The organism is Escherichia sp. E10V10 (assembly GCF_004211985.1).
GTDB lineage: Bacteria > Pseudomonadota > Gammaproteobacteria > Enterobacterales > Enterobacteriaceae > Escherichia.
Genome location: NZ_RHJO01000018.1, coordinates 58,367 through 83,823 on the forward strand (window position 1 = coordinate 58,367; position 25,457 = coordinate 83,823).

At 52.7% G+C, this 25,457-nt stretch carries 22 protein-coding genes and 1 pseudogene; 18 read left to right on the forward strand and 5 right to left on the reverse strand.

The genetic code is table 11. From position 1 onward, the window contains the following. Window positions 1-63 precede the first annotated feature (63 nt). Window positions 64-1,203 carry a 3-phenylpropionate MFS transporter gene (locus D9736_RS17970; RefSeq protein WP_130258869.1) on the forward strand — a complete coding sequence of 380 codons (1,140 nt, stop codon included), beginning with the start codon at window positions 64-66 and terminating at the stop codon, window positions 1,201-1,203. Here the strand turns inward: D9736_RS17970 and csiE are convergent. The 3 genes from csiE to suhB all read right to left on the reverse strand — a co-directional run bounded on the left by csiE (window position 1,195) and on the right by suhB (window position 4,468). Next, the gene (csiE, locus tag D9736_RS17975; RefSeq protein WP_130214629.1) at window positions 1,195-2,475 is read right to left on the reverse strand and encodes a stationary phase inducible protein CsiE; all 1,281 of its coding nucleotides are present in this window, start codon (window positions 2,473-2,475) and stop codon (window positions 1,195-1,197) included. The genes D9736_RS17970 and csiE overlap by 9 nt on opposite strands. Before the next feature lie 190 nt (window positions 2,476-2,665). Beyond that, window positions 2,666-3,520 (reverse strand): alpha/beta hydrolase, encoded by an 855-nt coding sequence (locus tag D9736_RS17980; protein ID WP_130258870.1) that lies wholly within the window; start codon window positions 3,518-3,520, stop codon window positions 2,666-2,668. Window positions 3,521-3,664: 144 nt separating this feature from the next. Further along, window positions 3,665-4,468 carry an inositol-1-monophosphatase gene (suhB, locus tag D9736_RS17985; protein ID WP_000553451.1) on the reverse strand — a complete coding sequence of 268 codons (804 nt, stop codon included), beginning with the start codon at window positions 4,466-4,468 and terminating at the stop codon, window positions 3,665-3,667. A gap of 118 nt (window positions 4,469-4,586) precedes the next feature. On the opposite strand from suhB, the gene trmJ reads away from it, so the two are divergent. The 12 genes and pseudogenes from trmJ (at window position 4,587) to sseB (ending at window position 13,455) form a co-directional block, all read left to right on the forward strand. Then, window positions 4,587-5,327, forward strand: coding sequence for a tRNA (cytosine(32)/uridine(32)-2'-O)-methyltransferase TrmJ (trmJ, locus tag D9736_RS17990; RefSeq protein ID WP_000940019.1), 741 nt, complete (start codon window positions 4,587-4,589; stop codon window positions 5,325-5,327). 268 nt (window positions 5,328-5,595) lie between these two features. Further along, window positions 5,596-6,084 carry a Fe-S cluster assembly transcriptional regulator IscR gene (gene iscR / locus D9736_RS17995; RefSeq protein WP_001241354.1) on the forward strand — a complete coding sequence of 163 codons (489 nt, stop codon included), beginning with the start codon at window positions 5,596-5,598 and terminating at the stop codon, window positions 6,082-6,084. A 115-nt stretch (window positions 6,085-6,199) separates the two neighbouring features. Further along, window positions 6,200-7,414: a cysteine desulfurase gene (gene iscS / locus D9736_RS18000; protein WP_001295373.1), complete on the forward strand. Its 1,215-nt coding sequence runs from the start codon at window positions 6,200-6,202 to the stop codon at window positions 7,412-7,414. Window positions 7,415-7,441: 27 nt separating this feature from the next. Continuing rightward, a complete protein-coding gene (gene iscU, locus D9736_RS18005; protein WP_000331707.1) occupies window positions 7,442-7,828 on the forward strand; it encodes a Fe-S cluster assembly scaffold IscU in 387 nt (128 codons plus the stop codon). A 16-nt stretch (window positions 7,829-7,844) separates the two neighbouring features. Then, on the forward strand, window positions 7,845-8,168 hold the full coding sequence (gene iscA / locus D9736_RS18010; protein ID WP_000028953.1) for an iron-sulfur cluster assembly protein IscA: 324 nt from the start codon (window positions 7,845-7,847) through the stop codon (window positions 8,166-8,168). Window positions 8,169-8,263: 95 nt separating this feature from the next. After that, window positions 8,264-8,779, forward strand: a complete 516-nt coding sequence (gene hscB / locus D9736_RS18015; protein ID WP_000384413.1) for a co-chaperone HscB — start codon at window positions 8,264-8,266, stop codon at window positions 8,777-8,779. A gap of 16 nt (window positions 8,780-8,795) precedes the next feature. Then, window positions 8,796-10,646, forward strand: a complete 1,851-nt coding sequence (hscA, locus tag D9736_RS18020; protein WP_032254569.1) for a Fe-S protein assembly chaperone HscA — start codon at window positions 8,796-8,798, stop codon at window positions 10,644-10,646. Window position 10,647: 1 nt separating this feature from the next. Continuing rightward, on the forward strand, window positions 10,648-10,983 hold the full coding sequence (fdx, locus tag D9736_RS18025; RefSeq protein ID WP_001124471.1) for an ISC system 2Fe-2S type ferredoxin: 336 nt from the start codon (window positions 10,648-10,650) through the stop codon (window positions 10,981-10,983). A gap of 11 nt (window positions 10,984-10,994) precedes the next feature. Continuing rightward, a complete protein-coding gene (iscX, locus tag D9736_RS18030) occupies window positions 10,995-11,195 on the forward strand; it encodes a Fe-S cluster assembly protein IscX (RefSeq protein WP_000523616.1) in 201 nt (66 codons plus the stop codon). 57 nt (window positions 11,196-11,252) lie between these two features. Next, the gene (pepB, locus tag D9736_RS18035; protein WP_130258871.1) at window positions 11,253-12,536 is read left to right on the forward strand and encodes an aminopeptidase PepB; all 1,284 of its coding nucleotides are present in this window, start codon (window positions 11,253-11,255) and stop codon (window positions 12,534-12,536) included. Window positions 12,537-12,544: 8 nt separating this feature from the next. Further along, window positions 12,545-12,649: pseudogene (locus D9736_RS23775) on the forward strand (hypothetical protein); the annotation flags it as partial. A 29-nt stretch (window positions 12,650-12,678) separates the two neighbouring features. Beyond that, window positions 12,679-13,455: an enhanced serine sensitivity protein SseB gene (gene sseB, locus D9736_RS18040; RefSeq protein WP_130258872.1), complete on the forward strand. Its 777-nt coding sequence runs from the start codon at window positions 12,679-12,681 to the stop codon at window positions 13,453-13,455. Between the two features lie 31 nt (window positions 13,456-13,486). Here the strand turns inward: sseB and timP are convergent, their stop codons facing one another. Together timP and sseA are read right to left on the reverse strand one after the other, a co-directional pair. Further along, the gene (timP, locus tag D9736_RS23780) at window positions 13,487-13,612 is read right to left on the reverse strand and encodes a small toxic inner membrane protein TimP (RefSeq protein ID WP_244578526.1); all 126 of its coding nucleotides are present in this window, start codon (window positions 13,610-13,612) and stop codon (window positions 13,487-13,489) included. A 342-nt stretch (window positions 13,613-13,954) separates the two neighbouring features. After that, the gene (gene sseA, locus D9736_RS18045) at window positions 13,955-14,800 is read right to left on the reverse strand and encodes a 3-mercaptopyruvate sulfurtransferase (RefSeq protein ID WP_130258873.1); all 846 of its coding nucleotides are present in this window, start codon (window positions 14,798-14,800) and stop codon (window positions 13,955-13,957) included. Window positions 14,801-15,006: 206 nt separating this feature from the next. Between sseA and yfhM the strand changes: the two genes are divergently transcribed. From yfhM to rodZ, 5 genes are all read left to right on the forward strand, one after another. After that, window positions 15,007-19,965 (forward strand): alpha2-macroglobulin, encoded by a 4,959-nt coding sequence (gene yfhM / locus D9736_RS18050; RefSeq protein ID WP_130258874.1) that lies wholly within the window; start codon window positions 15,007-15,009, stop codon window positions 19,963-19,965. Further along, window positions 19,966-22,278 carry a peptidoglycan glycosyltransferase PbpC gene (gene pbpC / locus D9736_RS18055; RefSeq protein ID WP_130258875.1) on the forward strand — a complete coding sequence of 771 codons (2,313 nt, stop codon included), beginning with the start codon at window positions 19,966-19,968 and terminating at the stop codon, window positions 22,276-22,278. 148 nt (window positions 22,279-22,426) lie between these two features. Beyond that, on the forward strand, window positions 22,427-22,858 hold the full coding sequence (gene ndk / locus D9736_RS18060; RefSeq protein WP_000963835.1) for a nucleoside-diphosphate kinase: 432 nt from the start codon (window positions 22,427-22,429) through the stop codon (window positions 22,856-22,858). Window positions 22,859-23,007: 149 nt separating this feature from the next. After that, window positions 23,008-24,162 carry a bifunctional tRNA (adenosine(37)-C2)-methyltransferase TrmG/ribosomal RNA large subunit methyltransferase RlmN gene (locus D9736_RS18065; RefSeq protein WP_130258876.1) on the forward strand — a complete coding sequence of 385 codons (1,155 nt, stop codon included), beginning with the start codon at window positions 23,008-23,010 and terminating at the stop codon, window positions 24,160-24,162. A 284-nt stretch (window positions 24,163-24,446) separates the two neighbouring features. Continuing rightward, window positions 24,447-25,457 (forward strand): cytoskeleton protein RodZ, encoded by a 1,011-nt coding sequence (gene rodZ, locus D9736_RS18070; protein ID WP_130214615.1) that lies wholly within the window; start codon window positions 24,447-24,449, stop codon window positions 25,455-25,457.

A 25,457-nucleotide genomic window follows, 5' to 3' on the forward strand; every position in this document is an offset into this window, starting at 1 on the left:
ATTTTTCAACTTGCACCAACATTCGATTAACTCCAGACTAACGCCTCCTGACGGGAGGGACTCATGGTTTTGCAATCCACGCGCTGGTTGGCGCTCGGTTATTTCACATACTTTTTTAGCTACGGTATTTTTCTACCTTTCTGGAGCGTCTGGCTTAAGGGAATTGGCTTAACGCCAGAAACCATCGGCCTGTTGTTGGGGGCCGGGCTGGTTGCCCGTTTTCTCGGTAGTTTGATAATTGCGCCTCGCGTCAGCGATCCTTCTCGCCTGATTTCTGCGCTGCGTGTGCTGGCGTTGCTGACGCTGCTCTTTGCCATCGCCTTCTGGGCGGGTGCGCATGTGGCGTGGTTGATGGTGGTGATGGTTGGTTTTAACCTCTTTTTCTCACCGCTGGTACCGTTGACCGATGCACTGGCGAATACGTGGCAAAAGCAGTTCCCGCTTGATTATGGCAAAGTGCGACTTTGGGGCTCGGTGGCGTTTGTCATTGGCTCGGCGCTGACGGGCAAACTGGTCACTATGTTTGATTATCGGGTGATCCTCGCGCTGTTGACGTTGGGCGTGGCATCCATGCTGCTCGGCTTTCTTATCCGTCCGACGATTCAGCCACAAGGGGCAAGTCGTCAGCAGGAGAGCACCGGTTGGCCAGCGTGGTTGGCGCTGGTCCGCCAGAACTGGCGTTTTCTGGCCTGCGTTTGTTTATTGCAGGGGGCGCATGCGGCCTATTACGGTTTTAGCGCCATTTACTGGCAGGCAGCTGGCTACTCGGCCTCGGCGGTGGGCTATTTGTGGTCGCTGGGCGTGGTGGCGGAAGTCATTATCTTTGCGCTGAGTAATAAGCTTTTCCGCCGTTGTAGCGCCCGTGATATGTTGCTGATCTCGGCGGTATGCGGGGTAGTACGTTGGGGCATTATGGGGGCAACCACTGAGTTGCCGTGGTTGATTATGGTGCAAGTTCTGCATTGCGGCACCTTTACCGTGTGCCATCTGGCCGCTATGCGCTACATTGCCGCTCGTCAGGGAAGTGAGGTTATCCGCTTGCAGGCAGTTTATTCTGCCGTCGCGATGGGCGGCAGTATCGCCATCATGACCGTCTTCGCCGGTTTCCTGTATCAATATCTGGGGCATGGCGTGTTCTGGGTGATGGCATTGGTGGCGTTTCCGGCAATGTTTTTGCGCCCGAAAGTCGTTCCCTCATGCTGATTCAAGTATTTTGCGGATCTGTTCCTGTTGATGTGCCGTCAGGGTCAGATCCGTATAAATCAGCGGTGGTGAAAAAAGCGGTAGTGGCATGGTATAAGGCGCAATAATAAGCGCGGTGTTGCGCGGCGCGCCAATCTGCAAAAATGTCTTCACAGACATGTGTTTAATATTGAGCGGCAGTATCGTTAGTTCACGCAATTGCAGCTCAATATTCGCTTCTCGTTCGCTGTCATTGCCCGTCAGCAAAATAATCTGTTTTTCGTGAATTTCATTTGCTTGCATCAGCCATGCACCGAAAATCACTGCCACCAGACAACTTTCTTCATCGGAAAGACTGACGTTGTACTCATTTTCAAACCCGACCAGCGCTTCGCGGGTGGTGTGGACGAGCCGTGGATAAAGTCGACGGAACTCTTCCGGTAAAGTGTTATCAATGCCGATAGAAAACAAACAGCGGTTTAACGCCTGGGCGAGGTGAGTATAAAGCTGATAGCACAACCCCTGTTCATCATAGAAATGGACGTTACTCAACTGCCGAAAATGCTGTACCAGACGGTTAATTGACAGGCGCAACTGTTTGCCATGCTGATGGGTGTCTCGCAGTGGATCGGGAACCCGCAACAGGGAAAAAAGCAATGCCATAAATAGTGGCTCATCAGTGGGGACAGGTTGACGCGCCCGCCGTTGCCAGTGACGGCCAATTTCCTGTGCAACCTGAAATTCAATGCAAGATTCCAACCAGTGACGTTGCAGCGGGTTAAACAGGGGCGAGATTCCGGCATGGTGTTGCAATAAGCAATATTGCAGATACAAACACAGGAAATGAACATCACGCGCGTCAAAGCGTTTTTGCAGCCTTCGCGAGCAGAGATTAACTAACGCCAGTAGATTGGTGTCGTCATAAAAATTACGAGCAATCCCCCGACGCTTTAGCTCCCCCTTTAACGCGGGCGTAAAATGGCTGCTGATAAATGATGGACAAAGGCGAAAAGCGCGTCGTAGCCAATGAAATAAACATAAGCGTTGGTTAAGTATTGTACCTTCAATCCGGTAGCTCCCGTCATATCCAGTTGTAATGGTGAGTTGATGATAGCGCTGGATCTCCCGTCCTGTTTCGCTGATATCGCGACCCACCATTTCATCATCCACACCATTAATCTCGCTGAAAGTTGCCGTGGTGGCGCTCAACCCCGGCTGGAACAGCGTCAGCAATACCTGGCAACGGCGCTGGGGAGCTGAAAGTACAGATGGTGGGGCAAGTGTAGGTATCATCTGTAGATCTCCCATAAGCATAATTTATAAGAATAGCTAAAGTTTGCTTAGGGATACGGTGAATGGAATGCTATTAATCAGAAATGATGACAAACATCACAGAATTTTTATCGATATAAACACTTTTTGGCAGTTTAATGCCATCCCATAAGGTGATTTCTTGCTGTTTTATCTGGTTTCGACCATAAGGTTAATTCTGTGGATTCAATGCGCTAAGGATAAAGTCCACCATCTGCTCGCGATAAACATCTCCGTGACGATCGGAAAAGGCATCAAGATGTTCGCCATCGGGGATCAAAATCAGGCGTTTTGGCTCTTTCGCCAGGGCAAATAATTTCTCGCTATGCTGCCATGGAATAACATGATCAGCTTTGCCGTGAATCAGTAAAAGCGGGATCGGGCTGACGCTGGCGATGTAATTTTCGCCGCTGTAACTCTCATCAAGTAAGTAGCCGCTGCCGGGTATCATCTGGTTGGCGATGGTCGAATAAGAGGCAAATGTGGAGTCGAGGATCACCGCACGTATGCCTTCACGATCACCCTGACCAATAACATCCAGAATATTCGCCCCGCCAATACTCTGCCCGAACAGCACCAGCCGCTTGGGGTTTACATCGCTACGATGGCGTACCACATTAATGGCACTTTGCGTATCGTCCAGTAATCCGGCTTGTGATGGAGTGCCTTTAGATTTACCAAACCCGCGATAATCAAACATGAAAACATTGAAATTATGTTCTGGTAACCAACTGACCAGCGGCCAGTGGGCGGACATATTTCCGGCATTACCGTGAGCATGAATGATGGTTGCGATGGCGTTGTCAGCGGGGCCCGTCGAAGAAGGAATAAACCAGCCTTGCAGACGAGTACCGTCCATAGCCGTAAATTCGACGGATTCCGCCGACCAGGGGTCGGGACCGTAAATTTTATCGTCAGGATAATAGAAGAAGTTGATGGCAACGCGCGGCACTAAATAAACGCAGAAGGCAACAACAAAGAGAATAAACAGAATTTTGAGAACGCGTTTGTTCACTGGCAGCGCCATAACCTTTCCTTGCGACTTCTTTATCATCCATTAATCGGGGAAAGATGGTGGGAGAGTGACGAAAGAAAGTAAAGCGGTGAGGAAGTATTTCGGAATAGCGCCTGAAAGGCGAGGGCGGGTGAGTGATATCACCCGCCTGAGTCATTAACGCTTCAGAGCGTCGCTTAACTCGTCACGCATGTTCGCCAGCATGGCTTTAACAACGCGCGGATTACCAGCAACGATATTACCGGTCAGCATATAGTTATGACCACCGGTGAAGTCGCTGACGATGCCGCCCGCTTCACGAACCAGCAGCTCGCCTGCCGCGAAATCCCACGGGCGCAGACCGATTTCAAAGAAACCGTCAACACGGCCCGCAGCAACGTAAGCCAGATCCAGCGCCGCAGAACCGGTACGACGGAAGTCTGCACATTCGTTGAACAGTTTGCCGACGATGTTGATGTAGGTGGTGGCGTACTGTTTTGCTTTGAACGGGAAGCCGGTCGCCAGAATAGTACCGTCGAGATCGCGAGCGGTGCTGCCGCGCAGACGGTAGCCGTTCAGCTGTGCGCCCTGACCGCGAGTGGCGGTGAACAGTTCATTACGCATAGGATCGTAAACCACAGCAACTTCAGTGCGGCCTTTGATACGAACGGCGATAGATACCGCGAAGTGCGGCAGACGTTTGATAAAGTTGGTAGTGCCATCCAGTGGATCGATAACCCATTGAACATCCTGATCAGTACCTTCAAGTTCACCGCTTTCTTCGGTGATGATGGTGTGCTGTGGGTAAGATTTACGAATCGTGTCGATAATCACCGCTTCGGCAGCTTTATCTACGTTGGTCACGAAATCGTTACTGCCTTTCTGGCTCGCTTCTACAGCGTCCGGGGTTTCATAGTTTTTGGCAATTAAATTACCCGCCTTGCGCGCTGCGCGCACGGCGATGTTCAGCATCGGATGCATCGGTCTCTCTCACTGGATGTTAAAGAACGGGAAAACGGCGCAGAGTATAGCAGCGAGATCGGCATCTGTCTTCGTTTTATGTTAAGATGCGCGAATAATCTTTAGACGAAGAAAGACAATGCTGCAAAATATTCGAATTGTGCTGGTGGAGACGTCACACACCGGCAATATGGGTTCTGTTGCCCGTGCCATGAAAACAATGGGATTAACCAATCTGTGGCTGGTTAATCCACTGGTGAAACCCGACTCCCAGGCGATTGCCCTGGCGGCAGGCGCCAGCGATGTGATTGGTAATGCTCACATCGTCGATACGCTCGACGAAGCATTAGCCGGTTGTAGCCTGGTGGTTGGCACCAGTGCACGTTCGCGCACGTTGCCGTGGCCGATGCTCGACCCGCGCGAATGCGGTCTGAAAAGCGTCGCTGAAGCGGCAAATACCCCGGTGGCGCTGGTTTTTGGTCGCGAGCGCGTCGGCTTGACCAATGAAGAGTTGCAGAAGTGCCATTATCATGTCGCGATTGCCGCTAACCCGGAATACAGCTCGCTGAACCTGGCGATGGCGGTTCAGGTTATTGCCTATGAAGTGCGCATGGCCTGGCTGGCAACTCAGGAAAATGGCGAGCAGGTCGAGCATGAAGAGACGCCGTATCCGCTGGTCGATGATCTGGAGCGTTTTTATGGTCATCTCGAACAAACGCTGCTGGCAACCGGTTTTATCCGTGAAAACCATCCGGGGCAGGTGATGAATAAATTGCGCCGTCTGTTTACCCGTGCGCGCCCGGAAAGCCAGGAATTGAATATCCTGCGTGGGATTCTGGCTTCTATTGAACAGCAGAATAAAGGTAACAAGGCCGAATAACAGTGGTTGCCTGATGCGACGCTTAACGCGTCTTATCAGGCCTGGAAGTGCACGCAATCCCAGGTCGGATAAGGCGTTCACGCCGCATCCGACAACAGGTACAAATGGCACGATAAAAAATGGCACTGAAGGTTAAATACCTGACTAAATCAGTCAAGTAAATAGTTGACCAAATTACTCGGGAATGTCAGACTTGACCCTGCTATGCAATACCCCCACTTTTACAATAAAAACCCCGGGCAGGGGCGAGTTTGAGGTGAAGTAAGACATGAGACTGACATCTAAAGGGCGCTATGCCGTGACCGCAATGCTTGACGTTGCGCTCAACTCCGAAGCAGGCCCGGTACCGTTGGCTGATATTTCCGAACGACAGGGAATTTCCCTTTCTTATCTGGAACAACTGTTTTCCCGTCTGCGTAAAAATGGTCTGGTTTCCAGCGTACGTGGACCAGGCGGTGGTTATCTGTTAGGCAAAGACGCCAGCAGCATCGCCGTTGGCGAAGTGATTAGCGCCGTTGACGAATCCGTAGATGCCACCCGTTGTCAGGGTAAAGGCGGCTGTCAGGGCGGGGATAAATGCCTGACCCACGCGCTGTGGCGTGATTTGAGCGACCGTCTCACCGGTTTTCTCAACAACATTACTTTAGGCGAACTGGTTAATAACCAGGAAGTGCTGGATGTGTCTGGTCGTCAGCATACTCACGACGCGCCACGCAGCAATCGTAACGATGCAATTGATGTTAAGTTGCGCGCATAAAAGATAAAAAGTATTCAGAATCAGGCCGGGGCGTATCGCGCTCCGTAAACACGGTCGTACATCCAGCCGGTAGCCTGGTTCCTTGCATTGAGTGATGTACGGAGTTTATAGAGCAATGAAATTACCGATTTATCTCGACTACTCCGCAACCACGCCGGTGGACCCGCGTGTTGCCGAGAAAATGATGCAGTTTATGACGATGGACGGAACCTTTGGTAACCCGGCCTCCCGTTCTCACCGTTTCGGCTGGCAGGCTGAAGAAGCGGTAGATATCGCCCGTAATCAGATTGCCGATCTGGTCGGCGCTGACCCGCGTGAAATCGTCTTTACCTCTGGTGCAACCGAATCTGACAACCTGGCGATCAAAGGTGCAGCCAACTTTTATCAGAAAAAAGGCAAGCACATCATCACCAGCAAAACCGAACACAAAGCGGTACTGGATACCTGCCGTCAGCTGGAGCGCGAAGGTTTCGAAGTCACCTACCTGGCACCGCAGCGTAACGGTATTATCGACCTGAAAGAACTCGAAGCGGCGATGCGTGACGACACCATCCTCGTTTCTATCATGCACGTGAATAACGAAATCGGCGTGGTGCAGGATATCGCGGCTATCGGCGAAATGTGCCGTGCTCGTGGCATTATCTATCACGTTGATGCAACCCAGAGCGTGGGCAAACTGCCTATCGATCTGAGCCAGTTGAAAGTTGACCTGATGTCTTTCTCCGGTCACAAAATCTATGGCCCGAAAGGTATTGGTGCGCTGTATGTGCGTCGTAAACCGCGCGTACGCATCGAAGCGCAAATGCACGGCGGTGGTCACGAGCGCGGTATGCGTTCCGGCACTCTGCCTGTTCACCAGATCGTCGGTATGGGCGAAGCCTATCGCATCGCAAAAGAAGAGATGGCGACCGAGATGGAACGTCTGCGCGGCCTGCGTAACCGTCTGTGGAACGGCATCAAAGATATCGAAGAAGTTTACCTGAACGGTGACCTGGAACACGGTGCGCCGAACATTCTCAACGTCAGCTTCAACTACGTTGAAGGTGAGTCGCTGATTATGGCGCTGAAAGACCTCGCGGTTTCTTCCGGTTCCGCCTGTACGTCCGCAAGCCTCGAACCGTCCTACGTGCTGCGCGCGCTGGGGCTGAACGACGAGCTGGCACATAGCTCTATCCGTTTCTCTTTAGGTCGTTTTACTACTGAAGAAGAGATCGACTACACCATCGAGTTAGTTCGTAAATCCATCGGTCGTCTGCGTGACCTTTCTCCGCTGTGGGAAATGTACAAGCAGGGCGTGGATCTGAACAGCATCGAATGGGCTCATCATTAATCGGTATCGGAATCAGGAGAATTTATAATGGCTTACAGCGAAAAAGTTATCGACCATTACGAGAATCCGCGTAACGTGGGTTCCTTTGACAACAACGACGAGAACGTCGGCAGCGGCATGGTGGGTGCACCGGCCTGTGGCGACGTGATGAAGTTGCAGATTAAAGTCAACGATGAAGGTATCATTGAAGACGCGCGTTTTAAAACTTACGGCTGTGGTTCCGCTATCGCTTCCAGCTCCCTGGTCACCGAATGGGTGAAAGGGAAGTCTCTCGACGAAGCGCAGGCGATCAAAAACACCGATATTGCTGAAGAACTTGAACTGCCGCCGGTGAAAATTCACTGTTCTATTCTGGCAGAAGACGCGATCAAAGCCGCCATTGCGGACTATAAAAGCAAACGTGAAGCAAAATAAGAGTTGAGGTTTGGTTATGTCGATTACACTGAGCGACAGTGCAGCAGCGCGAGTAAATACCTTTCTGGCTAACCGTGGCAAAGGGTTTGGCCTGCGTCTGGGCGTGAGAACCTCCGGATGTTCAGGTATGGCTTATGTACTGGAATTTGTTGACGAACCGACGCCGGAAGACATCGTGTTTGAAGACAAAGGCGTGAAAGTCGTGGTCGATGGCAAAAGCCTGCAATTTCTGGACGGTACGCAGCTGGACTTCGTAAAAGAAGGCCTGAACGAAGGGTTTAAATTCACCAACCCGAACGTTAAAGATGAGTGTGGTTGCGGCGAAAGCTTCCACGTCTAATGCGCATACCGATAACCCCACCGTGGTCGCCTGCGCGTGGGGTTTGTTTTACCTGATTCGCCGTTATCGCGGCGGATCGCAGCCCTGAGAATGTTATGGATTACTTCACCCTCTTTGGCTTGCCTGCCCGTTATCAACTCGATACCCAGGCTCTGAGCCTGCGTTTTCAGGATCTACAACGTCAGTATCATCCTGATAAATTCGCCAGCGGAAGCCAGGCGGAACAACTCGCCGCCGTACAGCAATCTGCAACCATTAACCAGGCCTGGCAAACGCTGCGTCATCCGTTAATGCGCGCGGAATATTTGCTTTCTTTGCACGGTTTTGATCTCGCCAGCGAGCAGCATACTGTGCGAGACACCGCGTTCCTGATGGAACAGCTGGAGCTGCGCGAAGAACTGGACGAGATCGAACAGGCGAAAGATGAAGCGCGGCTGGAAAGCTTTATCAAACGTGTGAAAAAGATGTTTGATACCCGCCATCAGTTGATGGTTGAACAGTTAGACAACGAGACGTGGGACGCGGCGGCGGATACCGTGCGTAAGCTGCGTTTTCTCGATAAACTGCGAAGCAGTGCCGAACAACTCGAAGAAAAACTGCTCGATTTTTAATTTCTGGAAGCTAAACATGGCCTTATTACAAATTAGTGAACCTGGTTTGAGTGCTGCGCCGCATCAGCGTCGTCTGGCGGCCGGTATTGACCTGGGCACAACCAACTCGCTGGTGGCGACAGTGCGCAGCGGTCAGGCCGAAACGTTAGCCGACCATGAAGGCCGTCACCTGCTGCCGTCTGTTGTTCACTATCAACAGCAAGGGCATTCGGTGGGTTATGACGCGCGTACTAACGCAGCGCTTGACACCGCCAACACCATTAGTTCTGTTAAACGCCTGATGGGGCGCTCGCTGGCTGATATCCAGCAACGCTATCCGCATCTGCCTTATCAATTCCAGGCCAGCGAAAACGGCCTGCCGATGATTGAAACGGCGGCGGGGCTGCTGAACCCGGTGCGCGTTTCGGCGGACATCCTCAAAGCACTGGCGGCGCGGGCAACTGAAGCCCTGGCAGGCGAGCTGGATGGTGTAGTTATCACCGTTCCGGCGTACTTTGACGATGCCCAGCGTCAGGGCACCAAAGACGCGGCGCGTCTGGCGGGCCTTCACGTCCTGCGCTTACTTAACGAACCGACCGCTGCGGCAATCGCCTACGGGCTGGATTCCGGTCAGGAAGGCGTGATCGCCGTTTATGACCTCGGCGGCGGGACGTTTGATATTTCCATTCTGCGCTTAAGTCGCGGCGTGTTTGAAGTGTTGGCGACCGGCGGTGATTCCGCGCTCGGCGGCGATGATTTCGACCATCTGCTGGCGGATTACATTCGCGAGCAGGCGGGCATTCCTGATCGTAGCGATAATCGCGTTCAGCGTGAACTGCTGGATGCCGCCATTGCGGCCAAAATCGCGCTGAGCGATGCGGACTCCGTGACTGTGAATGTTGCGGGCTGGCAGGGCGAAATCAGCCGTGAACAATTCAATGAACTGATCGCGCCACTGGTAAAACGAACCTTACTGGCTTGTCGTCGTGCGCTGAAAGACGCTGGCGTAGAGGCTTCCGAAGTGCTGGAAGTGGTGATGGTTGGCGGTTCTACTCGCGTGCCGCTGGTGCGTGAACGGGTGGGCGAGTTTTTCGGTCGTCCGCCGCTGACCTCCATCGACCCGGATAAAGTCGTCGCCATTGGTGCAGCAATTCAGGCGGATATTCTGGTGGGTAACAAGCCGGACAGCGAAATGCTGCTGCTTGATGTGATCCCACTGTCGCTGGGCCTCGAAACCATGGGCGGCCTGGTGGAGAAAGTGATTCCGCGTAATACCACGATTCCGGTGGCCCGCGCCCAGGATTTCACCACCTTTAAAGATGGTCAGACGGCGATGTCTATCCATGTAATGCAGGGTGAGCGCGAACTGGTGCAGGACTGCCGCTCGCTGGCGCGTTTTGCGCTACGTGGTATCCCGGCGTTACCGGCTGGCGGCGCGCATATTCGCGTGACGTTCCAGGTCGATGCCGACGGTCTTTTGAGCGTGACGGCGATGGAGAAATCCACCGGCGTTGAGGCGTCTATTCAGGTGAAACCTTCTTATGGCCTGACCGACAGCGAAATCGCCTCGATGATCAAAGACTCAATGAGCTATGCCGAGCAGGACGTAAAAGCCCGTATGCTGGCAGAACAAAAAGTAGAAGCGGCGCGTGTGCTGGAAAGTCTGCACGGCGCGCTGGCTGCTGATGCCGCGCTGTTAAGCGCCGCAGAACGTCAGGTCATTGACGATGCTGCCGCTCACCTGAGTGAAGTGGCGCAGGGCGATGATGTTGACGCCATCGAACAAGCGATTAAAAACGTAGACAAACAAACCCAGGATTTCGCCGCTCGCCGCATGGACCAGTCGGTTCGTCGTGCGCTGAAAGGCCATTCCGTGGACGAGGTTTAATATGCCAAAGATTGTTATTTTGCCTCATCAGGATCTCTGTCCTGATGGCGCTGTTCTGGAAGCGAATAGCGGTGAAACCATTCTCGACGTTGCGCTGCGTAACGGTATCGAGATTGAACACGCCTGTGAAAAATCCTGTGCTTGCACCACCTGCCACTGCATCGTTCGTGAAGGTTTTGACTCGCTGCCGGAAAGCTCAGAGCAGGAAGACGACATGCTGGACAAAGCCTGGGGGCTGGAGCCGGAAAGCCGTTTAAGCTGCCAGGCGCGCGTCACCGACGAAGATTTAGTGGTCGAAATCCCGCGTTACACTATCAACCATGCGCGTGAGCATTAACAGAGGTTAGTATGGGACTTAAGTGGACCGATAGCCGCGAAATTGGCGAAGCACTGTACGATGCGTATCCCGATCTTGATCCGAAAACGGTTCGATTCACCGATATGCATCAGTGGATTTGCGATCTGGAAGATTTCGACGACGATCCGCAGGCATCCAACGAGAAAATCCTCGAAGCGATTTTGTTAGTCTGGCTGGACGAAGCCGAATGAATAAACGGGCTGCCTGGGGTAGCCCGTTTTGCTGTTAAACGAATAAGGATAACTAAAATGACAGAAGCGATGAAAATTACCCTCTCTACCCAGCCTGCCGACGCACGTTGGGGAGAAAAAGCGACTTACAGCATTAATAATGATGGCATTACCCTGCATTTGAATGGAGCGGACGATCTGGGGCTGATCCAGCGTGCGGCGCGCAAGATTGACGGTCTGGGCATCAAACATGTTCAGCTAAGCGGTGAAGGCTGGGATGCGGATCGCTGCTGGGCATTCTGGCAAGGTTACAAAGCCCCGAAAGGCACGCGTAAAGTGGAGTGGCCGGATCTGGACGATGCCCAGCGTCAGGAACTGGATAACCGCCTGATGATCATCGACTGGGTGCGTGACACCATCAACGCACCGGCAGAAGAATTGGGGCCATCGCAACTGGCACAGCGTGCTGTTGATCTGATCAGCAACGTCGCAGGCGATCGTGTGACTTATCGGATCACCAAAGGCGAAGATCTGCGTGAGCAAGGTTATATGGGGCTACACACCGTCGGACGCGGTTCAGAACGTTCTCCGGTATTGCTGGCACTGGATTACAACCCGACTGGCGATAAAGAAGCGCCGGTGTACGCGTGCCTGGTTGGTAAAGGCATCACCTTTGATTCCGGCGGTTACAGCATCAAACAGACCGCGTTTATGGACTCAATGAAGTCGGACATGGGCGGCGCAGCAACGGTTACCGGGGCGCTGGCATTTGCCATTACTCGTGGATTGAACAAGCGCGTGAAGCTGTTCCTCTGCTGTGCGGATAACCTGATCAGCGGCAATGCGTTCAAGCTGGGCGATATCATCACCTATCGCAACGGTAAAAAAGTTGAAGTGATGAACACTGATGCCGAAGGGCGTCTGGTGCTGGCCGATGGCCTGATTGATGCCAGTGCGCAGAAACCGGAACTGATCATTGATGCGGCGACCCTCACCGGGGCGGCGAAAACCGCGCTGGGTAATGATTATCACGCGCTGTTCAGTTTTGACGATGCGCTGGCCGATCGCTTGCTGGCGAGTGCCTCACAAGAGAACGAACCGTTCTGGCGTCTGCCGCTGGCGGAGTTCCACCGCAACCAGCTGCCGTCTAACTTTGCCGAACTGAACAACACGGGCAGTGCTGCTTATCCGGCAGGTGCAAGTACGGCGGCGGGCTTCCTGTCGCATTTTGTTGAGAACTATCAGCAAGGCTGGCTGCATATTGACTGCTCGGCGACTTACCGTAAAGCGCCGGTTGAACAGTGGTCTGCGGGGGCGACCGGGCTGGGTGTGCGCACGATTGCTAATCTGTTAACGGCGTAAACTAATATGCCGGATGCGGCGTAAACGCCTTATCCGGCCTACAAAGTATTGCAAATTCAATAAATTGCGAATCCCTTGTAGGCCTGATAAGCGTAGCGCATCAGGCACTTGTGCCCCGAACGTTGAATGAATTGTGGTTCTTATGTCCGAAACAAAAAACGAACTTGAAGACCTGCTGGAAAAAGCAGCAACCGAACCGGCGCACCGCCCGGCCTTTTTCCGTACTCTACTGGAATCCACCGTCTGGGTGCTTGGTACGGCGGCGCAGGGCGAGGCAGTGGTTGAAGATAGCGCGCTTGATTTACAGCACTGGGAAAAAGAAGACGGCACCAGCGTCATTCCTTTTTTTACCTCGTTAGAAGCGCTTCAACAGGCGGTTGAAGACGAACAGGCATTTGTCGTAATGCCCGTTCGCACATTGTTTGAGATGACCCTTGGTGAAACGCTCTTCCTTAATGCCAAACTGCCAACCGGTAAAGAGTTTATGCCGCGTGAAATCAGTTTGTTGATTGGTGAAGAAGGGAATCCGCTGAGCAGTCAGGAAGTACTGGAAGGCGGTGAATCGCTGATATTATCGGAAGTCGCAGAGCCACCAGCACAAATGATTGATTCACTCACCACCTTATTTAAAACCATTAAGCCAGTGAAGCGTGCTTTTATTTGTTCAATTAAAGAGAACGAAGAGGCACAGCCTAATTTACTTATTGGCATTGAAGCCGATGGTGATATCGAAGAAATTATTCAGGCGGCGGGAAGTGTAGCGACCGATACATTACCTGGCGATGAACCAATCGATATTTGTCAGGTGAAAAAAGGGGAAAAAGGAATTAGCCACTTTATTACCGAACATATTGCGCCATTCTATGAACGTCGCTGGGGTGGTTTTTTGCGTGACTTTAAACAGAATCGGATAATCTAAAATATGCCGCCCCAAAGGGCGGCATTCGGGCTTACCTGCTGTTCTGAAGGTTGTTAACCACCAGTAAATTGTTACCGGAGAGACTCCGGTTATTATTTACTTCGGAAAACAGCGCACCAGAAACAATAAGTACGATACAAAAGCACCGTATCTTCATTGTGCGGTCCATACGAAGACCGCATCACGACAGCACCACTGGCGATATTGCCGCGATAGCAAGCGCTGTGGGGTGCCTGTATTTACGGTCATGGAACATCCTTTCCTAAAGCCAGCGCCCGTTTGCGAGACGGCGAAAAGGGCCGTTAAGAATAATACTCGCATGTTTGAATAATTACTCTGTTTATTATCTTGACATGGCCAGGCATAAAAGAGAGTATTTCAACACTGTGGGGTGCCTGCGTTGCTCCGGCAACACAAGTCAACCGGCTGGAAAGGCCGCGAACCAGACCAGCAATAAAAAACCGCCAAAGTCGGCGGTTTTTTATTGCCTGTAAAAAGCTTATTTCATTGGCTCAACCGGTAAATCTGCCCGTGCGCCCCATTCACTCCACGCCCCGTCGTATAATTTCACATTTGGCACATCCAGCGTTGCGAGTGCCAACAAAACCACGGCTGCCGTTACACCAGAGCCGCAGCTGACAATAATTGGTTTGTCATAGCTGACGCCGCGACCAAAAAATATCGCATCCAGTTCATCGGTCGTTTTCAGTTCGCCTTCGCGCACCAGTTCTGTCCACGGAACATTCAGCGCGCCGGGAATATGTCCGCGACGTAAACCTGCGCGAGGTTCATCAACTTCCGCGTTAAAACGCGCAGCCGGGCGGGCATCGATAATTTGTGCCGTTTTTTCATGACTTGCCAATAACACATCGGTCACTTTCACCACGGCTTCCGGGGTAAACGCGACGTTAAACTCTCCTTCCGGCAGTTCCACTGCACCTTCTTCTAACAGCAGATCATCACGTTGCCAGCCCGCTAAGCCACCGCCAAGGATTGACACTTTCTCCACACCAAAAGTGCGCAGCATCCACCACGCGCGCGGCGCAGAAAATAGGTTTCCTTCATCATAGACAATCAGATGCTTGTCCTGATTAACGCCCAGTTCACGCATCGCGACGGCGAATGTTTCCGGGCGAGGCAGCATGTGCGGAAGGGGGGATGTATGATCAGAGAGAGCTTCGATATCGAAAAATACTGCACCGGGGATATGACCGTTCAGATACTCCTGGGCAACGTTTCGCTCTTCCTGCCCGGGCGGCGCCATACGAGCATCAATAATCTGAATTTCCGGGTCATCAATATGTTCGGCGAGCCAGTCGGCTCCTACAAACCATGTCGTGGACATAGGCATCTCCATTTTTGCCGGGGTTAAGTTAAATTGTCGGATGTTTGCCGAAAAGCGACAAGCAAAAGAGGCTGATTTGGCTGCCTGAGCCACATTTCTCACTAAAATTCGGATTTTGTAGATGTGATAGTGAATTACATAACGTCATTTCTCACGCATAATAATCATTCGACGTTGCTAACGGGCCATTGTGGCAGGGATGAGAGATGAAAAAGTTACGCTTAGCCGCCTGTATGTTGATGCTGGCGCTGGCAGGGTGCGACAACAACGATAACGCGCCAACTGCAGTGAAAAAAGATACGTCTTCTGAAGTTGCTAAAGAGTCATCTTCGACAAATGCGACTTCTGCGAAACTCTCCTCGCCGGCGCGACAAAAACTGGCACAACAGAGTGCGGGTAAGGCACTGACATTGCTGGATCTCTCTGAGGTACAGCTCGATGGCGCAGCCACGCTGGTACTGACTTTCTCTGTCCCCCTCGACCCGGATCAGGACTTCTCGCGTGTTATTCATGTCGTCGATAAAAAGAGCGGCAAAGTGGATGGCGCCTGGGAGTTGTCAGATAATCTCAAAGAACTGCGTTTACGCCACCTCGAACCGAAACGTGATTTGATCGTCACTATTGGCAAGGAAGTTAAGGCACTCAATAACGCAACCTTCAGTAAAGATTACGAAAAAACCATCACCACCCGCGATATCCAACCCAGCGTCGGCTTTGCCAGCCGTGGTTCGCTGCTGCCCGGAAAAGTCGTGGAAGGACTGCCAGTAATGGCGCTCAACGTTAACAATGTCGATGTTAACTTCTTCCGTGTTAAGCCGGAATCGCTGCCAGCTTTCATTAGCCAATGGGAATACCGCAATTCGCTGGCGAACTGGCAATCGGACAAACTGTTGGAGATGGCGGACCTGGTCTATACCGGGCGGTTTGATCTCAATCCTGCGCGTAACACTCGCGAAAAATTATTGCTGCCGCTGGGCGATATCAAGCCGCTTCAGCAGGCGGGTGTGTATCTGGCTGTAATGAATCAGGCCGGACATTACGATTACAGTAATCCAGCCACGCTATTTACGTTAAGTGATATCGGCGTATCGGCCCACCGTTATCACAATCGTCTGGATATCTTTACTCAAAGCCTGGAAAACGGCGCGGCCCAGCAAGGAATTGAAGTCTCGCTATTAAATGAGAAAGGGCAGACTCTGACTCAGGCGACCAGTGATTCACAAGGCCATGTGCAGTTGGAAAATGATAAAAACGCGGCGCTACTGCTGGCGCGTAAAGACGGTCAAACAACGCTGCTCGATTTAAAACTACCGGCACTGGACTTAGCGGAATTTAACATTGCTGGCGCGCCAGGCTACAGCAAACAGTTCTTTATGTTTGGACCGCGCGATCTTTATCGCCCTGGCGAAACGGTCATCCTCAACGGCTTACTGCGTGATGCAGACGGTAAAGCTCTGCCGGATCAACCCATCAAACTGGACGTGATTAAACCTGACGGGCAGGTACTGCGTAGTGTTGTTAGCCAGCCGGAAAATGGCCTCTACCACTTTACCTGGCCGCTGGATAGCACTGCGGCAACCGGAATGTGGCATATCCGAGCCAACACTGGGGATAACCAGTATCGGATGTGGGATTTCCACGTCGAAGATTTTATGCCGGAGCGCATGGCGTTGAATCTGACCGGAGAGAAAACGCCATTAACGCCAAAAGACGAAGTGAAATTCTCCGTGGTGGGGTACTACCTGTACGGTGCGCCCGCTAATGGCAATACCTTGCAGGGACAGCTTTTCTTGCGGCCGCTGCGTGAAGCGGTTTCTGCATTGCCTGGTTTCGAATTTGGCGATATTGCTGCCGAAAACCTTTCCCGCACGCTGGATGAAGTTCAGTTGACGCTGGATGATAAAGGGCGTGGCGAAGTTTCCACTGAAAGCCAGTGGAAGGAAGTACATTCCCCATTACAGGTTATTTTCCAGGGGAGTTTGCTGGAATCTGGCGGTCGCCCCGTGACGCGCCGCGCTGAGCAGGCTATCTGGCCTGCCGATGTGCTGCCAGGGATCCGTCCGCAGTTCTCTTCAAAATCAGTTTACGATTATCGTACTGACAGCATGGTAAAACAGCCCATTGTTGATGAAGACAGTAACGCTGTTTTTGATATCGTTTATAGCGATGCGCAGGGCGTGAAAAAAGCAGTGTCGGGCTTGCAGGTGCGACTGATTCGCGAACGTCGCGATTACTACTGGAACTGGTCGGAAGATGAAGGCTGGAAGTCACAGTTCGATCAAAAAGATCTGATCGAAAATGAGCAAACGCTGGATCTGAAAGCGGACGAAACCGGCAAGGTCAGTTTTCCGGTAGAGTGGGGCGCTTATCGTCTGGAAGTCAAAGCGCCGAATGAAGCGGTCAGTAGCGTGCGTTTTTGGGCCGGATATAGCTGGCAGGACAATAGCGACGGTAGCGGCGCAGTGCGTCCGGACCGTGTCACGCTGAAACTGGATAAAGCCAGTTATCGCCCAGGCGACACCATTAAGTTGCATATCGCCGCGCCAACGGCGGGTAAAGGTTATGCGATGGTCGAGTCCAGTGAAGGGCCGCTGTGGTGGCAAGAGATTGATGTTCCGGCTCAAGGGCTGGATCTGACGATTCCGGTCGATAAAACCTGGAATCGCCATGATCTGTATTTAAGTACGCTGGTGGTGCGTCCTGGCGATAAATCTCGCTCCGCGACGCCAAAACGCGCGGTTGGTGTGTTGCATTTGCCGCTTGGTGATGAAAACCGTCGCCTCGATCTCGCGCTGGAAACACCAGCAAAAATGCGTCCCAATCAACCATTAACCGTGAAAATTAAAGCCAGCACTAAAAATGGCGAGAAGCCAAAACAGGTGAATGTGCTGGTGTCTGCCGTTGATAGTGGTGTGCTGAATATTACTGACTACGTCACGCCAGATCCGTGGCAGGCGTTCTTTGGTCAGAAACGCTATGGCGCAGACATTTACGATATTTACGGTCAGGTTATTGAAGGTCAGGGGCGTCTGGCTGCACTGCGTTTTGGTGGCGATGGTGATGAACTGAAACGCGGTGGCAAACCGCCAGTAAATCACGTCAATATTGTCGCGCAACAGGCGCTGCCGGTAACGCTCAACGAACAGGGCGAAGGCACGGTTACATTGCCGATTGGCGATTTTAACGGTGAATTGCGCGTCATGGCGCAAGCATGGACGGCAGATGATTTCGGCAGCAACGAAAGCAAAGTGGTTGTTGCCGCACCCGTGATAGCGGAACTGAACATGCCGCGCTTTATGGCTAGCGGCGACACCTCACGTCTGACGCTGGACATCACTAATCTTACCGACAAACCGCAAAAACTTAACGTTGCTCTGACCGCCAGTGGCTTGCTTGAACTGGTGAGTAATTCCCCCGCACCAGTTGAATTAGCGCCAGGTGTGCGAACCACGCTGTTTATCCCGGTGCGTGCTCTGACGGGGTTTGGCGATGGTGAAATTCAGGCCACCATTAGCGGGTTAGCGTTACCAGGTGAAACCGTTGCCGATCAGCATAAGCAGTGGAAAATCGGCGTCCGTCCGGCATTCCCGGCACAAACGGTTAATTACGGTACGGCGTTGCAGCCTGGTGAGACATGGGCGCTCCCGGCTGATGGGTTGCAAAACTTCTCTCCTGTTACGCTGGAAGGGCAGTTGTTGTTGAGCGGCAAACCACCGCTGAACATCGCACGTTATATCAAAGAGTTAAAAGCGTATCCGTACGGCTGTCTGGAGCAAACCACCAGCGGCCTGTTCCCGTCACTTTATACCAACGCTGCCCAGCTACAGGCGTTGGGGATAAAAGGCGACAGCGATGATAAACGCCGTGCGGCAGTCGATATTGGCATTTCGCGTTTGCTGCAAATGCAACGGGATAACGGCGGCTTTGCCCTGTGGGATAAAAACGGTGACGAAGAGTACTGGCTGACCGCCTACGTGATGGATTTCCTTGTCCGCGCAGGTGAACAGGGTTACAGCGTGCCGACAGAAGCCATTAATCGTGGAAACGAGCGTCTGCTGCGCTATTTACAAGATCCGGGCATGATGTCGATTCCGTACGCTGATAATCTTAAAGCCAGTAAGTTTGCCGTTCAGTCTTACGCTGCACTGGTGCTGGCACGGCAGCAAAAAGCACCGCTGGGTGCGCTACGCGAAATCTGGGAACGTCGTGCAGATGCGGCTTCTGGCTTACCGCTGCTGCAACTTGGCGTTGCGCTGAAAACCATGGGTGATGCGACGCGTGGTGAAGAAGCGATTGCGCTGGCGCTGAAAACGCCGCGTAACGATGAACGGAAATGGCTGGGTGATTACGGTAGCCCACTGCGCGACAACGCGTTAATGCTCTCCTTGCTGGAAGAAAATAAACTGCTACCCGATGAGCAGAACACTTTGCTGAACACGCTTTCGCAGCAGGCGTTCGGTGAACGCTGGCTCTCGACGCAGGAAAGTAACGCGTTGTTCCTGGCTGCCCGTACGATTCAGGATTTACCGGGTAAATGGCAGGCGCAAACCTCTTTCTCAACTGAGCCGCTGACAGGCGAGAAAGCGCAAAACAGCAATCTGAATAGCGATCAACTTGCCACCTTGCAGGTGACCAACCGTGGTGACCAGCCGTTATGGCTGCGTGTGGATGCCAGCGGTTATCCGCAATCCGCACCACAACCAGCGAGAAATGTGCTGCAAATTGAGCGTCATATTCTTGGTACTGACGGTAAGAGTAAGTCTCTGGACTCGTTGCGTAGCGGCGATCTGGTGCTGGTCTGGTTGCAGGTAAAAGCCAGTGACAGCGTGCCGGATGCTTTGGTCGTTGATTTACTGCCAGCGGGCCTGGAACTGGAAAACCAGAACCTGGCTAACGGCAGCGCCAGCCTGGAGCAAAGTGGCAGCGAAGTGCAAAACCTACTCAATCAAATGCAACAAGCGAACATTAAGCATATTGAGTTTCGGGACGATCGCTTTGTGGCGGCGGTTGCTGTTGATGAATATCAGCCGGTAACGCTGGTGTATCTGGCGCGGGCGGTAACGCCGGGAACGTATCAGGTTCCGCAACCGATGGTGGAATCAATGTATGTTCCCCAATGGCGGGCGACTGGCGCTACTGAAGATTTGTTGATTATCAGACCGTAAATGCCTCGTCTGTTAACCAAACGTGGCTGCTGGATAACGCTGGCAGTCATGCCCTTTATTATCATTCTGGCGGCGTGGGGGGCAGATAAACTATGGCCTCTGCCGCTACATGAAGTTAACCCCGCACGCGTCGTCGTGGCGCAGGATGGGACGCCGCTCTGGCGCTTTGCCGATGCTGATGGCATCTGGCGTTATCCGGTAACCATCGAAGATGTTTCTCCGCGTTATCTCGAAGCACTGATCAATTACGAAGATCGCTGGTTCTGGAAGCATCCAGGCGTGAACCCATTCTCGGTGGCTCGTGCTGCCTGGCAGGATCTTACTTCTGGTCGGGTTATCTCCGGCGGCAGTACGCTCACTATGCAGGTAGCTCGCCTGCTTGATCCACATTCGAAAACCTTTGGCGGTAAAATTCGCCAGCTCTGGCGCGCATTTCAACTGGAATGGTACCTGTCTAAACGTGAAATTCTGACCTTGTATCTTAACCGCGCCCCGTTTGGCGGTACGTTACAGGGGATCGGTGCGGCAAGCTGGGCTTATCTCGGGAAATCGCCTGCAAATTTGAGCTATTCCGAGGCAGCAATGTTGGCGGTGTTACCGCAAGCGCCCAGCCGACTGCGCCCGGATCGCTGGCCGGAACGTGCCGAGGCCGCACGTAATAAAGTGCTCAAACGGATGGCTGCGCAAGGTGTGTGGTCCCGTGAGCAGGTAAAAGAATCTAGTGAAGAGCCTATCTGGCTGGCCCCCCGACAAATGCCGCAATTGGCACCGCTGTTTTCGCGCATGATGCTCGGTAAAAGTAAAAGCGACAAAATCGTTACTACGCTGGATGCAGGTCTTCAACGACGTCTGGAAGAACTGGCGCAAAACTGGAAAGGACGATTGCCGGCGCGCAGCTCACTGGCAATGATCGTGGTTGATCATACCGATATGCGTGTTCGCGGCTGGGTAGGATCGGTCGATCTCAACGATGATTCACGCTTTGGTCATGTTGATATGGTTAATGCGATCCGATCGCCAGGATCGGTGCTCAAACCATTTGTTTATGGTCTGGCTCTGGATGAAGGTTTGATCCACCCGGCATCGCTGTTGCAAGACGTCCCCCGACGCACCGGTGATTATCGACCTGGTAACTTTGACAGCGGTTTTCATGGCCCGATCAGCATGAGCGAGGCGCTGGTGCGCTCGCTGAACTTACCTGCTGTGCAGGTGCTGGAAGCCTATGGCCCGAAACGGTTTGCGGCAAAATTACGCAATGTTGGATTGCCGTTGTATCTGCCCAACGGTGCTGCGCCCAATCTTTCGCTCATTCTTGGCGGCGCTGGTGCAAAACTGGAAGATATGGCCGCAACGTATACCGCGTTTGCTCGCCACGGTAAGGCGGGTAAGTTGCGCTTACAGCCGGGCGACCCATTACTTGAGCGACCGTTAATGTCGCCGGGGGCCGCGTGGATTATCCGCCGTATTATGGCAGATGAAGCGCAGCCGCTTCCGGATGGTGCCTTGCCACGCGTCGTACCACTGGCGTGGAAAACAGGAACCAGTTATGGCTATCGCGATGCATGGGCAATAGGGATAAACGCTCGCTATGTGATCGGTATCTGGACCGGCAGGCCGGACGGAACGCCCGTTGTCGGTCAGTTTGGTTTTGCCAGCGCCGTACCGCTGTTGAATCAGGTCAATAATATCTTACTGTCGCGCAATGTGAATCTGCCGGAAGACCCGCGTCCTGACTCCGTAAGCCGTGGCGTTATCTGCTGGCCTGGCGGACAGTCTTTGCCGGAAGGTGACGGTAACTGTCGCCGCCGCCTGGCAACCTGGCTGCTGGACGGGAGCCAGCCGCCAACGCTATTACTACCGGAGCAGGAAGGCATTAATGGCATTCGTTTCCCCATCTGGCTGGATGAAAACGGCAAACGTGTTGCCGCTGATTGCCCTCAGGCGCGACAAGAAATGATAAATGTCTGGCCGCTACCGCTGGAACCCTGGCTGCCCGCATCGGAGCGCCGCGCCGCACGCCTGCCATCGGCATCAACAAGTTGCCCGCCGTACGGTCACGATGCCCAGCTCCCGCTGCAGCTGACAGGCGTTCGCGATGGCGCGATTATTAAACGTTTACCTGGCACTGCTGATGCTTCTTTGCCTGTGCAAACCACGGGTGGCGCAGGTGGACGATGGTGGTTTCTTAATGGTGCGCCGTTAACTGAACGTGGGCGTAACATTACGTTGCGTTTGAGTGAAAAAGGTGATTATCAGTTACTGGTGATGGATGAAATGGGACAGGTCGCGACGGTGAGATTTGCCATGCAGTAGTCTGTTTTGTCAGGTTTTGTTGCTTAAACTCGGTTTATTTTAAAAAAATGTTACCTTCATCAATAGTCAACGGCCCTGTAGCTCATTATAATCCGCGCCATCTCGTACGCTGGTACAGACAACAACAGAATAATTTACAGAGGTAAAAATGGCTATTGAACGTACTTTTTCCATCATCAAACCAAATGCGGTAGCAAAAAACGTTATTGGTAATATCTTTGCGCGCTTTGAAGCTGCTGGATTTAAAATTGTCGGCACCAAAATGCTGCACCTGACCGTTGAACAGGCTCGTGGCTTTTATGCTGAACACGATGGAAAACCGTTCTTTGATGGTCTGGTTGAGTTCATGACCTCTGGCCCGATCGTGGTTTCCGTACTGGAAGGTGAAAACGCCGTTCAGCGTCACCGCGATCTGCTGGGCGCGACCAATCCGGCAAACGCACTGGCCGGTACTCTGCGCGCTGATTACGCTGACAGCCTGACCGAAAACGGTACCCACGGTTCTGATTCCGTCGAATCTGCCGCTCGCGAAATCGCCTTCTTCTTCGGTGAAGGCGAAGTGTGTCCGCGCACACGTTAATATTTTCGTAAATGCCGCGTGCAAACGTGGCATCCATGCGCCAGAATTTGTACAATGCAGCGCCCCCGGACGAGCAGTAGCTCACCGGGGCGTTTCTTTTTTCAACCCTCCAGGGGCCATAACGTGTAATAACGAGGCCGGAATAGCATATGTCTGAACAATTAGTCACACCTGAAAACGTCACCACGAAAGATGGAAAAATCAACCTGCTGGATCTCAACCGTCAGCAGATGCGGGAGTTTTTTAAAGATTTAGGTGAAAAACCCTTCCGCGCCGATCAGGTGATGAAGTGGATGTATCACTATTGCTGCGACAACTTTGATGAGATGACCGACATCAACAAAGTGTTGCGCAGCAAACTGAAAGAGGTGGCGGAGATCCGCGCACCGGAAGTGGTTGAAGAACAGCGTTCATCTGACGGCACCATTAAATGGGCAATTGCCGTGGGCGATCAGCGCGTTGAAACGGTGTACATTCCGGAAGACGACCGCGCCACACTTTGCGTCTCCTCGCAGGTTGGCTGTGCGCTGGAGTGTAAATTCTGTTCCACTGCCCAGCAAGGTTTCAACCGTAACCTGCGGGTGTCGGAAATTATCGGCCAGGTGTGGCGCGCGGCGAAAATCGTCGGCGCAGCAAAAGTCACCGGTCAGCGCCCGATCACTAACGTAGTGATGATGGGCATGGGCGAACCGCTGCTCAACCTGAACAATGTCGTTCCGGCGATGGAAATCATGCTTGACGATTTTGGCTTTGGCTTGTCTAAACGTCGCGTGACGCTCTCTACATCGGGTGTTGTTCCGGCACTGGATAAACTGGGCGATATGATTGACGTTGCGCTGGCAATCTCTCTGCATGCGCCGAACGACGAAATTCGTGACGAAATTGTACCGATCAACAAAAAGTACAATATCGAAACTTTCCTCGCTGCGGTGCGCCGTTATCTGGAAAAGTCCAATGCCAATCAGGGCCGCGTCACCATTGAATACGTGATGCTTGACCATGTTAACGACGGTACTGAGCACGCGCATCAACTGGCGGAGTTGCTGAAAGATACGCCGTGTAAGATCAACCTGATTCCGTGGAACCCGTTCCCGGGCGCGCCGTATGGCCGCAGTTCGAACAGTCGTATCGATCGCTTCTCAAAAGTGTTGATGAGCTATGGGTTCACAACCATCGTGCGTAAAACGCGTGGGGATGATATCGATGCAGCCTGCGGGCAATTAGCGGGCGAGGTTATCGACCGTACTAAACGTACCCTGCGCAAACGGATGCAGGGAGAAGCCATCGACGTGAAAACGGTTTGATGTCTCTTGCGCCACGGTTACTTTTTGTACCGTGGCGTAATCTTTTATGAATATAGCATTAAGTTGCAATTGTCTGATCAATATTAACGGTGCGTTTTTGCTGACTTTAAGGCAGTATGTAACGATGCAACAGTGAGTTAGCTTTGATTCATGTGGGCTTTGTCATGAGCACACAGACAGTCTTATACTGTATGATAAAGGTTAACTTAATGGATGTCTCGCGGTGTGGGTGAGTATGATGACTCACCGGCATCTCAATTCTCATTTAAACGTACCTGCAGCGAATGAATACTGAAGCCACGCACGACCAAAATGAAGCACTTACTACCGGCGCTCGCTTGCGTAATGCCCGCGAACAACTTGGACTTAGCCAGCAAGCCGTTGCCGAACGACTTTGTCTGAAGGTTTCCACGGTACGCGATATTGAAGAGGATAAGGCGCCAGCCGACCTTGCATCAACATTCCTGCGCGGGTATATCCGGTCTTATGCACGACTGGTGCATATTCCGGAAGAAGAACTGCTGCCGGGGCTGGAAAAACAGGCTCCGTTACGGGCCGCAAAAGTTGCGCCCATGCAGAGTTTCTCTCTCGGCAAGCGACGTAAAAAACGCGATGGCTGGCTGATGACCTTCACCTGGCTGGTGTTATTCGTGGTGATTGGACTGAGCGGTGCCTGGTGGTGGCAAGATCACAAAGCCCAGCAGGAAGAGATCACGACTATGGCCGATCAGACCACAGCGGAACTGAACGGTAATAGCGACCAGGCGCAGAGCGTGCCGTTAGATACCTCCTCAAATGCTAGTCAGAGTGACTCCACCACGACGTCAGCACCTGCGGATACTACCGCTGCAAACACGCAAACGTCAGACGTGACCACCCCAGCACCTGCCGTTGAACCACAGCAGAACGCAGTTGTTCCGCCTTCGCAGGCGAATGTGGATACCGCTGCTACGACCGCGCCAACTGCAACGACGCCAGATGCTGCTGCACCATTGCCAACCGATCAGGCTGGTGTAACAACACCAGCGGCTGACCCGAATGCGCTGGTCATGAACTTTACTGCCGATTGCTGGCTGGAAGTCACCGATTCTACCGGCAAAAAACTGTTCAGCGGGATGCAGCGTAAAGGCGGTAACTTGAATTTAGCCGGTCAGGCGCCGTACAAACTGAAAATTGGTGCGCCAGCCGCAGTACAGATCCAGTATCAAGGGAAACCTGTCGATCTGAGTCGTTTTATCAGAACTAACCAGGTTGCGCGTCTGACCCTAAATGCCGAACAATCACCGGCGCAGTAA

What these genes read in the sequence shown, in the direction of transcription:
- yfhM (WP_130258874.1), top strand. Translation starts at nt 15,007, where the DNA reads ATGAAAAAGTTACGCTTAGCCGCCTGTATGTTGATGCTGGCGCTGGCA.
- hscB (WP_000384413.1), top strand. Translation starts at nt 8,264, where the DNA reads ATGGATTACTTCACCCTCTTTGGCTTGCCTGCCCGTTATCAACTCGAT.
- D9736_RS17970 (WP_130258869.1), top strand. Translation starts at nt 64, where the DNA reads ATGGTTTTGCAATCCACGCGCTGGTTGGCGCTCGGTTATTTCACATAC.
- iscS (WP_001295373.1), top strand. Translation starts at nt 6,200, where the DNA reads ATGAAATTACCGATTTATCTCGACTACTCCGCAACCACGCCGGTGGAC.
- D9736_RS17980 (WP_130258870.1), bottom strand. Translation starts at nt 3,520, where the DNA reads ATGGCGCTGCCAGTGAACAAACGCGTTCTCAAAATTCTGTTTATTCTC.
- rodZ (WP_130214615.1), top strand. Translation starts at nt 24,447, where the DNA reads ATGAATACTGAAGCCACGCACGACCAAAATGAAGCACTTACTACCGGC.
- iscA (WP_000028953.1), top strand. Translation starts at nt 7,845, where the DNA reads ATGTCGATTACACTGAGCGACAGTGCAGCAGCGCGAGTAAATACCTTT.
- iscX (WP_000523616.1), top strand. Translation starts at nt 10,995, where the DNA reads ATGGGACTTAAGTGGACCGATAGCCGCGAAATTGGCGAAGCACTGTAC.
- sseA (WP_130258873.1), bottom strand. Translation starts at nt 14,800, where the DNA reads ATGTCCACGACATGGTTTGTAGGAGCCGACTGGCTCGCCGAACATATT.
- iscR (WP_001241354.1), top strand. Translation starts at nt 5,596, where the DNA reads ATGAGACTGACATCTAAAGGGCGCTATGCCGTGACCGCAATGCTTGAC.
- sseB (WP_130258872.1), top strand. Translation starts at nt 12,679, where the DNA reads ATGTCCGAAACAAAAAACGAACTTGAAGACCTGCTGGAAAAAGCAGCA.
- fdx (WP_001124471.1), top strand. Translation starts at nt 10,648, where the DNA reads ATGCCAAAGATTGTTATTTTGCCTCATCAGGATCTCTGTCCTGATGGC.
- pbpC (WP_130258875.1), top strand. Translation starts at nt 19,966, where the DNA reads ATGCCTCGTCTGTTAACCAAACGTGGCTGCTGGATAACGCTGGCAGTC.
- trmJ (WP_000940019.1), top strand. Translation starts at nt 4,587, where the DNA reads ATGCTGCAAAATATTCGAATTGTGCTGGTGGAGACGTCACACACCGGC.
- ndk (WP_000963835.1), top strand. Translation starts at nt 22,427, where the DNA reads ATGGCTATTGAACGTACTTTTTCCATCATCAAACCAAATGCGGTAGCA.
- suhB (WP_000553451.1), bottom strand. Translation starts at nt 4,468, where the DNA reads ATGCATCCGATGCTGAACATCGCCGTGCGCGCAGCGCGCAAGGCGGGT.
- D9736_RS18065 (WP_130258876.1), top strand. Translation starts at nt 23,008, where the DNA reads ATGTCTGAACAATTAGTCACACCTGAAAACGTCACCACGAAAGATGGA.
- hscA (WP_032254569.1), top strand. Translation starts at nt 8,796, where the DNA reads ATGGCCTTATTACAAATTAGTGAACCTGGTTTGAGTGCTGCGCCGCAT.
- iscU (WP_000331707.1), top strand. Translation starts at nt 7,442, where the DNA reads ATGGCTTACAGCGAAAAAGTTATCGACCATTACGAGAATCCGCGTAAC.
- pepB (WP_130258871.1), top strand. Translation starts at nt 11,253, where the DNA reads ATGACAGAAGCGATGAAAATTACCCTCTCTACCCAGCCTGCCGACGCA.
- csiE (WP_130214629.1), bottom strand. Translation starts at nt 2,475, where the DNA reads ATGATACCTACACTTGCCCCACCATCTGTACTTTCAGCTCCCCAGCGC.
- timP (WP_244578526.1), bottom strand. Translation starts at nt 13,612, where the DNA reads ATGAAGATACGGTGCTTTTGTATCGTACTTATTGTTTCTGGTGCGCTG.